Annotated in this window: 11 protein-coding genes; 5 read left to right on the top strand and 6 right to left on the bottom strand. The window is 64.2% G+C overall.

The window, feature by feature from the left end; genetic code table 11:
• Nucleotides 1-174: 174 nt before the first annotated feature.
• Nucleotides 175-381 carry a DUF1737 domain-containing protein gene (locus NKI18_RS31480; RefSeq protein ID WP_352458330.1) on the bottom strand — a complete coding sequence of 69 codons (207 nt, stop codon included), beginning with the start codon at nt 379-381 and terminating at the stop codon, nt 175-177.
• 28 nt (nt 382-409) lie between these two features.
• Nucleotides 410-1291, bottom strand: coding sequence for an HpcH/HpaI aldolase/citrate lyase family protein (locus NKI18_RS31475; protein WP_352621594.1), 882 nt, complete (start codon nt 1289-1291; stop codon nt 410-412).
• A 278-nt stretch (nt 1292-1569) separates the two neighbouring features.
• On the opposite strand from NKI18_RS31475, the gene NKI18_RS31470 reads away from it, so the two are divergent.
• From NKI18_RS31470 to NKI18_RS31455, 4 genes are read left to right on the top strand one after another with little or no spacing between them, the layout of a single operon-like run.
• Nucleotides 1570-3114 (top strand): DUF4153 domain-containing protein, encoded by a 1545-nt coding sequence (locus NKI18_RS31470; RefSeq protein WP_352621593.1) that lies wholly within the window; start codon nt 1570-1572, stop codon nt 3112-3114.
• 4 nt (nt 3115-3118) lie between these two features.
• Nucleotides 3119-3811 carry a response regulator transcription factor gene (locus NKI18_RS31465; RefSeq protein WP_352450230.1) on the top strand — a complete coding sequence of 231 codons (693 nt, stop codon included), beginning with the start codon at nt 3119-3121 and terminating at the stop codon, nt 3809-3811.
• The gene (locus tag NKI18_RS31460) at nt 3799-5385 is read left to right on the top strand and encodes an ATP-binding protein (protein ID WP_352621591.1); all 1587 of its coding nucleotides are present in this window, start codon (nt 3799-3801) and stop codon (nt 5383-5385) included. The genes NKI18_RS31465 and NKI18_RS31460 overlap by 13 nt, the downstream gene beginning before the upstream one ends.
• A gap of 30 nt (nt 5386-5415) precedes the next feature.
• Nucleotides 5416-6582, top strand: a complete 1167-nt coding sequence (locus NKI18_RS31455) for an NAD(P)/FAD-dependent oxidoreductase (protein ID WP_352621589.1) — start codon at nt 5416-5418, stop codon at nt 6580-6582.
• Nucleotides 6583-6600: 18 nt separating this feature from the next.
• On the opposite strand, the gene NKI18_RS31450 is transcribed toward NKI18_RS31455, so the two are convergent.
• From NKI18_RS31450 to NKI18_RS31435, 4 genes are all read right to left on the bottom strand, one after another.
• Nucleotides 6601-7107, bottom strand: a complete 507-nt coding sequence (locus tag NKI18_RS31450; RefSeq protein WP_352621587.1) for an SRPBCC family protein — start codon at nt 7105-7107, stop codon at nt 6601-6603.
• A 38-nt stretch (nt 7108-7145) separates the two neighbouring features.
• Nucleotides 7146-7592, bottom strand: a complete 447-nt coding sequence (locus NKI18_RS31445) for an SRPBCC family protein (RefSeq protein ID WP_352541961.1) — start codon at nt 7590-7592, stop codon at nt 7146-7148.
• Nucleotides 7592-7903, bottom strand: coding sequence for an ArsR/SmtB family transcription factor (locus NKI18_RS31440; RefSeq protein WP_352450226.1), 312 nt, complete (start codon nt 7901-7903; stop codon nt 7592-7594). The genes NKI18_RS31445 and NKI18_RS31440 overlap by 1 nt, the downstream gene beginning before the upstream one ends.
• Before the next feature lie 92 nt (nt 7904-7995).
• Nucleotides 7996-8421, bottom strand: a complete 426-nt coding sequence (locus NKI18_RS31435; RefSeq protein ID WP_353021754.1) for a GNAT family N-acetyltransferase — start codon at nt 8419-8421, stop codon at nt 7996-7998.
• Between the two features lie 167 nt (nt 8422-8588).
• On the opposite strand from NKI18_RS31435, the gene leuD reads away from it, so the two are divergent.
• Nucleotides 8589-9194, top strand: a complete 606-nt coding sequence (leuD, locus tag NKI18_RS31430) for a 3-isopropylmalate dehydratase small subunit (RefSeq protein ID WP_352541962.1) — start codon at nt 8589-8591, stop codon at nt 9192-9194.
• Nucleotides 9195-9197: the final 3 nt, after the last annotated feature.

Below are 9197 nucleotides of genomic sequence, written 5' to 3'. Positions count from 1 at the left end.
CCAAATCAGAACGTCACAGAAGAATCATACAGCACACGCCGGCGGAATCCGACACGTCACAACCGAGTCAATCCGTCGAAGCAAGATGTGTATACGCCCTAGCCGCGTGGGGGAGATGTCCGGCAGGACAGAGGGGGGCGCTGTCCCGCGGACATCTCGCCGCGATTTCAGCGTCTACCAGTCGCTGAGCTTGGTGTCGGGCCCGTATTCCTGGCCCTCGATATCCTTCACCACCGCCTGGCCGCAGCGCATGGTCTTGGCCTCCTTGTCATAGGCATAGGTCGGCGAGCCGAACAGGTGCCAGCCCTTGTTCAGCGCCGCCGTCACCTTGTGGCAGAAGCTGGCATCGTCCGGGCCGGACAGAAAGCGGTAGAGTTTCATTCTTCAATCCTGTCGTCAGTTACGTTAGTCATGCGCGAACAGCGGCGGCCTTCGCCAGCAGTTTTTCGGCCTGCGCCAGATGCAGCCGCTCGACCATCTTGCCGTTCAGCGCAACTACCGCCCTACCGGTATTTTCGGCGAACGCGAAGGCATCCTTGACCGCGCGCGCCTCGGCTATTGCTTCGGGCGACGGTGCAAAGGCGCGGTTCGCGGCTTCGATCTGAGCCGGATGGATCAGCGACTTGCCGTCAAAACCCATGGCGGCCGCTTCCGTGCACTCGCGCGCAAACCCGTCCATATCGCGAAAATCATTGAAGACGCCATCGAGCAGGTCGAGGCCGCCGGCGCGCGCGGCGAGCACCATCTGCATCAGCCATGGAACGAGATAGCGCCGGTCGGGCGTGGCGAGAATTCCGGTGTCCTTGACCAGGTCATTCGTTCCGGCAGCGAAACAAACCAGTCGAGAGGCCCGATCGCGGCCGAGCTCGGCAATCGGCCCAATGTTGAGCAGCGCCTTGGGCGTCTCGAGCATCGCCCATAGCTTGACTTCGTCGGCGATAAAATTGTCGTCGAGCACGTCGCCGGCCTCGAGAATGTCGCGCGGCGTGTCGACCTTGGGCAGCAGGATGGCGTCGGGCGTGCATTTTGCCGCGGCCAGCAGGTCGGCGCCGCCCCACTCGCTCGACAGCGCGTTGATGCGCACGACCATCTCGCAGCGCCGGTTGGAATGGCCGGCGAAAATCGCCGCCAGCTTTTCGCGCGCGGAAGGCTTGTCGGCCGGGGCGACGGCGTCCTCGAGATCGATGACGACGGTATCGCAGGCCAGCGATTGGATCTTGGCCAGCGCCTTGTCGTTCGAAGCCGGGACGTAAAGCACCGAGCGGCGCGGGCGGTAGCTTTCGGTGGTCATCTTCGATCTATGCCGCCTGCAGCTAGCCGAGGCAAGCCGTGCATAAAAACTGCACGCAATTTCGGAAAATCTCCTCGTCTCCGCCCCGCTTGCCACCCGACCGGATGCGACAAGGGCGGCATGCAAGAGCAAAAGAACTCCCGTTGGTCCCTGCCGTACCGGCTTCGCCGCGAAAGCTGGTGGCTCGTCGATCCGCCCCAGACTTTGGCAACCCTCCTCCCTTTCGTCCGGAAATCCCTGCCCACCAGCCGCATCAAAGCCGCCGAGAAAGCCCGATCATGACAGTATTCCTCTCGGCGGCGCCGAGCTATTGCAGCCGCTTCGGCGTTGCCGTCCTGCTCGTCGCGTTGGCCGATTTCTTCTTCTATGGCCAACCGGCGGGCATCACGCTTTTCCTGTTCGGCGTTGCGATTGCAGCGGCGAGCATGGCTCTCCATCCTCTCGGCGTCTTCAACGATGGCAGGTTCTGGTTCAAGCCGGTTGCGCTGTTTATGGCGCTGCTGCCGCTTGTGGAAAATGTCAGCGCACTGTCCGTCTCGATCGCGCTGGCGGCGACGGCCATCCTCGCGCTTTCACTGGCCGGACGGTTGCGGCGCGGCTTTGCCCGTATTGCCGGCCAACTCTCGCTGTTCCTGCTTGCAACGCCATTTCGGCTCGTCCTTGATTTCTTCCGCTGGCGCATGGCGGCGCGGCGGCTTGGCCGGCGGCGCGTGCGCCTTGCGGCGATCGCCGTCTGGGTCATGCCGCTGGGCCTCGGCGCAGTGTTCCTCGCGCTGTTCGGCGCCGCCAGTCCGGTCATCGAATATTGGTTCTCGCTGATCGACCTGATGGCACTGCTCGACCTCGTCCAGCTGCCACGTCTCGCCTTCTGGCTGTTCGTGCTTGCCTGCGTCTGGGCCTTTCTGCGGCCGCGCCTGCCGCGCTTTCTCCGCCGCCGCAGGGTGTCGCCAGCCAGCGCACCGGCGACGCCGGCCACCAGGACCACCATCGAGGACATCGTCTTCGGCAAGGCCGCTATCCTCCGCGCGCTCGTCGTCTTCAACATCCTGTTCGCGGTGCAGAGCGCACTCGACGCCACCTATCTGTGGGGCGGCATCGCGCTTCCCGACGGGCTGACCTATGCCGCCTACGCGCATCGCGGCGCCTATCCGCTGATCGTCACGGCGCTGCTGGCCGCCGGCTTCGTGCTGGCGGCGCTGCGGCCGGGAAGTGCGACCTCCGGCGATCCGCTCATCCGCCGGCTGGTTTATGCCTGGGTGGCGCAGAACATCCTCCTGGTGATCTCGTCGATCCTGCGGCTCGATCTCTATATCGGTATCTATGCGCTGACCTATTGGCGTGTCGCTGCGTTCGTCTGGATGGGGCTGGTGGCGGCGGGCCTTGTCCTGATTATAGCCCGCATCGCGCGCGAAAAGTCCAACGAATGGCTGGCTTCCGCCAATCTTCTGACGCTATCGGCGATGCTCTATGCCTGCTCGTTCATCAACTTTGCCGCGCTGATCGCCAACTACAATGTCGACCATTGCTTCGAAATGACCGGCCAAGGCACCCAGCTCGACGTCTGGTACCTGCGCTCGCTCGGGCCAGGCGCCTTGCCGGCGCTCGATCGCTTCGTCCAGCACCAGAGCAGGACGGTTTCCGCGGAGGATGCCTCCATCCGCGAACTCGCCGGCTGGTATGCACAGGACGAAGCACGCTTCCGCGCCGGCCAGGAAAACTGGCGGGGCTGGAGCTTTCGTGACTGGCGGCTCAACCGCGCCCTCGACAGGCGTGGCCCGTTCGTGGTTCCTCCGATGTCCGAACCCTTCATGCCGGGCCGCTGATTTGATGCCGCACCACATACTGGTCGCCGACGACGACCCGCACATTCGCGAAATCATCTGCTTCGCGCTGGAAAAGGCCGGCATGAAAACGCTGGCGGTGCCGGACGGCGCGGCTGCCTTGCAGGCGATAGAGCGCCATGCGCCCGATCTCGTCGTGCTCGACATCGGCATGCCGGAAATGGACGGGCTGGAAGTGTGCCGGCGGCTGCGCCACACATCCGACCTGCCGGTGCTGTTCCTGTCCGCGCGGGATGAAGAGATCGACCGCGTCCTCGGGCTGGAGATGGGCGGCGATGATTATGTCACCAAGCCGTTCAGCCCGCGCGAGCTGGTCGCCCGCGTCAACGTCATTCTGCGCCGCGCCCGGCCCACGCCGGAACCAGCCGACGACCGGCAATTCTCGCATGGCAGACTGTTGCTGGTTCCGGCAAGCCATACAGCCAGCTTCGACGGCAAGCCGCTGGCGCTGACGTCGATCGAATTCGCGATCCTGAAAGGCTTTTTGGCGCGGCCGGCGTATGTGCTTGGCCGCGACATGGTGATGGCCAACGCCTATGCGGCCAATATCCATGTCGCAGACCGCACCGTCGACAGCCATATCCGCAATATCCGCGCCAAGCTGGCGGCCGTCGGCTGCGTCGATGCGATCGAGACCGTGCACGGCGTCGGTTTTCGGCTGGGCGGATGCGGCGCGTGAGCGCCCAAGAACTGATTGGCAGCAAATGGCGGCCTCGCCTCGCCACGGTCGTCATCGCCATCCTGATCATGGTAATGGCGCTGCCGCTGGCCGGCCTGTTTTTCTTCCGGCTCTACGAGAACCAGCTGATCCGGCAGACCGAGGCCGAGCTGATCGCCCAAGGCGCCGCCCTTGGCGCGATCTATGCGCAAGAGGTTCGCGAGGCCGGCATTGCCCCGGAAAAGCTAGGCGCACCCGTGCCTTCACCCAACACCAGCGATCGGGCCTCTCCCTACCAGCCGATCGAACCGGGCCTCGATCTTGCGTCCGACGGGATCCTGCCGACCCGGCCCGCGGCCACCGCGGCCAGCGCCGATCCCGCCTTCGCTGCAATCGGCGCACGCCTGACGGGCATTCTTGCCGAGACGCAGAAGACCACGCTCGCCGGCTTCCGGCTGCTCGACCCCAGAGGTGTGGTCATCGCCGGCCGCGCGGAAGCCGGCCTGTCGCTCGCGGCTGTCGAAGAGGTTCGCGCAGCGCTTGCCGGCCGCTACGCCAGCGCGCTCAGGCTGCGGGTTCCCGACCAGCCGTCGCCGCCGCTCTATTCGGTCAGCCGCGGCACCAAGGTTCGCGTCTTCGTGGCCATGCCGGTTGCGGTCTCCGGCAAGGTCGCCGGCGTCGTCTATCTGTCGCGGACGCCGAACAACATCGTCAAGCATCTCTATGGCGAGCGCGGCAAGGTGGCGCTGGCGGCAATCGCCATCCTCGGCGGCGCGCTGCTGATCGGGCTGGTCTTCCTGCGCGCCGTCAGCCGTCCGATCTATGCGCTGATGGAACGCACGAAACGCATCGCCGCCGGCGACCGCGCGGCGATCAGGCCGCTCGATCACCACGGCACGCGCGAAATGGGTGAACTCTCTGCTGCTTTCCTCGACATGGCCGAAAAGCTGCACGCACGCTCCGACGGCATCCAGACCTTTGCCACCCACGTCTCGCACGAGCTCAAATCGCCGCTGACGGCGATCCAGGGGGCTGCCGAACTGCTGCGCGATTCGGGCAGCGCGATGGACGAGGCCGAGCGGCGGCGGTTTTCGGACAATATCGTCACCGATGCCGGCCGGCTCAACCTTCTGGTGCGCCGCCTGCTCGACCTGGCGCGCGCCGAAAATCTCGAGCCGAGCGGCGAAAACACGTCGCTCGGTGCGTCATTGGCGCTGCTGCCGGCCGACGACAGGCTGGCGGTGCGCGTCGAGGCGGGCACCGAGATCGGGCTGCGCATATCGGCCGAAAACGCTGCGATCGTGCTGGCCAATCTCATCGACAATTCGGCGCGGCACGGCGCGACGCTGGTATCGGTCACAGCCGCAAAAGCGGACGGCAAGGCCACCATCGTGGTCGCTGACGACGGCGCCGGCGTTTCGCCCAGCAACCGAGGCCGCATCTTCGAGCCGTTCTTCACCACGCGCCGCGATTCCGGCGGCACCGGCATGGGCCTCGGCATCGTGCTGGCCCTCCTGAAAGCGCATGATGGCACGATCCGGCTGGTTGACTCGGCGAGCGGCACGCGCTTCGAGATCATCCTGCCGGCGGCGTGACTCGGCGATTCAGACCGGAAGGGCGAAAAGGTGCATTACGACATCGTCATCATCGGCGGAGCCATCGTCGGCTCGTCGGTTGCCTATTACCTGCGCGAGGAAGGGTTTTCGGGCTCGATCGCGCTTGTCGAGCGCGACCCGCAATTTTCTCATGCGGCGACCACACTGTCCTGCGCCTCCATCCGCCAGCAGTTCTCGATCCCGGAAAACATCCGGCTGTCGCAATTCACGCTGAAACTGTTCCGGCGGCTCGGGGAAGAGTTTGGCGCGGACGCCGATATCGGCTTTCGCGAAGGTGGCTACCTCATCCTTGCCGGCGAGAACGGGCTGCCGATCCTGCGGGCCAACCACGAGGCGCAGATGGCCGAGGGCGCCGACATCGTGCTCGAGGATGCGGAGGCGCTCGTCCGCCGCTTTCCGTGGCTGTCGGTCGAGGGCATTTCCGCCGGCGCCTATGGCCGCAGCGGCGAAGGCTGGTTCGACGCGCATGCGATGCTGATGCTGTTCCGCAAGGCACTGCGGAGCAAGAACATCGATTTCATCACGGCGTCGGTGACCGGTATGGAGCGGCAAGGCGGCCGCGTCACCGGTGCGACCCTCGACAATGGCGAGCGGCTCGAGGCCGGCATCGTCGTCAATGCCGCCGGGCCGAACGCCGGGAAGGTGGCAACGATGGCCGGGTTGGCGCTGCCGGTGGAGCCGCGCAAGCGCAACGTCTTCGTCTTCGAGGCGCGCGAGAAATATGACAACATGCCGCTGCTGGTAGACCCGAGCGGCATCTATGTCCGGCCGGAAGGTTCGGTCTACATTACCGGCGGCGCCGAGCCGGAAGAAGGCGACGGCCCCGCCGACCCCGCCGATTTCGACCCCGACTGGCCGCTGTTCGAAGAGGTGATCTGGCCGGTGCTGGCGACCCGCATTCCAGCCTTCGAGGCGATCAAGCCGACGCGCGCCTGGGTCGGCCATTACGACTACAACACGCTCGACCAGAACGCGGTGATCGGCCCGCACCCGGAGGTCGGCAATTTCCTCTTCGCCAACGGTTTTTCCGGCCACGGCTTGCAGCAGGCTCCGGCGGTCGGCAAGGCGCTGGCCGAACTGATCGTGCATGGCGGCTATCGCACAGTGGATTGCTCGGCGTTCGGGTACAGCCGGATCGCCGACGGGCGGCCGTTTCGGGAATTGAATGTAATTTAACGCTGGCGCGAAGGGATGCTACCGTTGCTTGGTGGATTGAGCCGCCACCAAGCCGCCCGTACCAAGATACGCCTGAAGCCAGCCCAGCACCCGGGCCCAGCCTTCGGCATGCTTCGTTGCGGCAGCAGCGAGGCCGGCGAAGCCGCCATGGCAGATGGTGACGCGTGTGCCGCCGGCGATCGGCTCCAGCAGCCAGGCGACTTTGGTTTCGCGGCGGCCAAGCGTCGGATGGTCCCAGTCGTATCTCCGCGTCTGCACGATCCGGCGCGGCTCTTCGATCTCCAGGAATTCGCCGCTGGCGGGCAGGTGTCTGCCGGCCGCCGTCTCGATGGTGACGCTCCAGCGGCCGCCGACGCGGAGGTCGGCCGCCCATCCGGTCATCCGGTAGGTCCTGGCGGACCCCCACCAGCGCTCGACCTCGCGTGTAACGAGCGCGTCAAATATCCGCTCGGGCGGCGCGCGAACATCGGCGCTCGCCATGACGGTCTCGCCATTGGTCATGCTGTGCACCGCGGAACCGTGCATCACCTGTCCTCCAGAAACGTTTCGCTATCGAAACAACCTCAAGCCTTCGACGCCGGGCGCGACAGGCCTTTGCCGGTTTCGAGCAGGCTCTTCAGGCTGGACAGGATGAGCGGCCAGCCGTTCGCCACATGGCCAAGCAGCTTGTGCGGTCCATCGGCTTCGTGTGTGATGGCGAGCTTCATCATCTCGCCCTCCTGCTCGAGGGCGAAGGTGCAGCGTGTGTAGCCGTCCGCCTTGACCTCGGGCATGAACTCGTTGCGCCATTTGAGCACGATGCGCTTGGGTGGATCGATCTCGAGGACCTCGCCGCTGTCGGTGACGCGGCCGTCGGTGTAAACCATCTTCCACGCCGAACCTTGTTTCCAGTCGCTTAGCATCTGAGCGCCGAGGAAATATTGCCGCTGGAACTCCGGCTCGGTCAGTGCTTGCCAGAGTTTTTCGGGCGAGGTGCGGATGTAGGTGACATAAACGAAAATGTTGCTCATCAGTCTTCCCTTTCGAGACGTTTCTTCAAATCGCCGAGGGCGCCCAGTCGTCCCCGCTCGAATTTGCCGATCCAGCGTTCGGCGATCTCGTTGATGGGAACGGGATTCAGATAATGTTGCTTCTCGCGTCCCTTGCGGATGGTGGCGACGAGGTTTGCTTCTTCCAGGATCGCCAAATGCTTGGTGACCGCCTGGCGCGTCATGTCCATCTCACCGCACAGCGCGTTCAGCGTCTGCCCGTTCCTGGCATGAAGGCTGTCCAGCAATCGCCGGCGTGTCGGGTCGGCCAAGGCGCGAAAGACGGCATCCATGCTCATGACTCTAATATGCAACCATTTGGTTGCATGTCAAGAGGCAGAACCTTAGCCAAGAATGCGCGGGTTGAGGTCGCTGGGAGTGGATTTCAGCGCTTGCGGCCGAACCAGAATGCGTTGGGCATGCGCTCCATGCCGATACGCTCATAGAAGCCGACGGCGTCGGGCATGGAGATCAGGCTGATGGCAACGGAAGGTCCGAGTTGCCGGCGTGCCTCATCCATCAGGCCCTTGCCGATACCCAGCCCTTGCGCCGATGCAGAAACAGCGAGCTCGGAGATATAGCAGACCCAGGAAAAATCGGTGATGCCGCGAGCGACACCAACCAGCGGCTTGCCCGGTGCATCGATGCGCGCGGTGAGCACCAGGTCGGCACTGGCAAGCATCGCCTTCAAACGGGCATGATCATCGACGGGCCGTGTCTCGCCGAGGCCGGATTCCACCAGAACGCGGCGGAACTCGGCGATGCCGAGGCCCGGTTCGCTGGCGTAGAGGACCTTGGATCGCGTTGTCATGTCGATAAAAGTGCACCAGGGGCTGGTGGTTTTGAAGCTGTTTTGTACCGAACTTGTGTTTCGATCGACGACGGAAGTCCAAAAACAGCCGTCTTTTATTTGCCCGCGGCATTGTGTAAACCGAGCGCCAGCAATTCCCCGCAACGAGAAGAAGACGGGCAAGAACCATGGAAAAATTCACCAAGCTCACCGGTGTCGCCGCGCCGATGCCGATCGTCAATGTCGACACCGACATGATCATCCCCAAGGATTATCTCAAGACGATCAAGCGCACGGGGCTCGGCACCGGCCTGTTCGCCGAAATGCGTTACAAGGACGACGGCTCGGAAAACCCGGACTTCGTGCTCAACAAGCCGGCCTACCGCAAGGCGCAGATCCTGGTCGCCGGCGACAATTTCGGCTGCGGCTCGAGCCGGGAACATGCGCCGTGGGCGCTGCTCGATTTCGGCATCCGCTGCGTCATCTCGACCTCGTTCGCCGACATTTTCTACAATAACTGCTTCAAGAACGGCATCTTGCCGATCACCGTCAGCCCGGAAGACCTGGAGAAGCTGATGGACGACGCCTCGCGCGGTTCCAACGCGACGCTGTCGGTTGATCTCGAAGCCAAGGAAATCCGCGGGCCGGACGGCGGCGTGGTCAAGTTCGACCTCGACGAATTCAAGCGCCACTGCCTGCTCAACGGGCTCGACGATATCGGTCTGACCATGGAGAAGGCCGGCGCCATCGCTTCGTTCGAGAAGAAGAACGCTGCTGAGCGCCCCTGGGCCTGAGCG

It is taken from the genome of Mesorhizobium sp. M0800 (assembly GCF_040320095.1).
Classification (GTDB): Bacteria; Pseudomonadota; Alphaproteobacteria; order Rhizobiales; family Rhizobiaceae; genus Mesorhizobium.
The sequence above is the reverse complement of the archived record's forward strand: the minus strand, read 5'-3'. Positions and strand labels throughout refer to the sequence as shown.

Excerpts from the sequence above, each read along its gene's own strand:
- NKI18_RS31460 (WP_352621591.1), top strand. The coding sequence starts at position 3,799 with ATGCGGCGCGTGAGCGCCCAAGAACTGATTGGCAGCAAATGGCGGCCT.
- NKI18_RS31475 (WP_352621594.1), bottom strand. The coding sequence starts at position 1,291 with ATGACCACCGAAAGCTACCGCCCGCGCCGCTCGGTGCTTTACGTCCCG.
- NKI18_RS31445 (WP_352541961.1), bottom strand. The coding sequence starts at position 7,592 with ATGAGCAACATTTTCGTTTATGTCACCTACATCCGCACCTCGCCCGAA.
- NKI18_RS31435 (WP_353021754.1), bottom strand. The coding sequence starts at position 8,421 with ATGACAACGCGATCCAAGGTCCTCTACGCCAGCGAACCGGGCCTCGGC.
- NKI18_RS31440 (WP_352450226.1), bottom strand. The coding sequence starts at position 7,903 with ATGGATGCCGTCTTTCGCGCCTTGGCCGACCCGACACGCCGGCGATTG.
- NKI18_RS31470 (WP_352621593.1), top strand. The coding sequence starts at position 1,570 with ATGACAGTATTCCTCTCGGCGGCGCCGAGCTATTGCAGCCGCTTCGGC.
- leuD (WP_352541962.1), top strand. The coding sequence starts at position 8,589 with ATGGAAAAATTCACCAAGCTCACCGGTGTCGCCGCGCCGATGCCGATC.
- NKI18_RS31480 (WP_352458330.1), bottom strand. The coding sequence starts at position 381 with ATGAAACTCTACCGCTTTCTGTCCGGCCCGGACGATGCCAGCTTCTGC.
- NKI18_RS31450 (WP_352621587.1), bottom strand. The coding sequence starts at position 7,107 with ATGCACGGTTCCGCGGTGCACAGCATGACCAATGGCGAGACCGTCATG.
- NKI18_RS31465 (WP_352450230.1), top strand. The coding sequence starts at position 3,119 with ATGCCGCACCACATACTGGTCGCCGACGACGACCCGCACATTCGCGAA.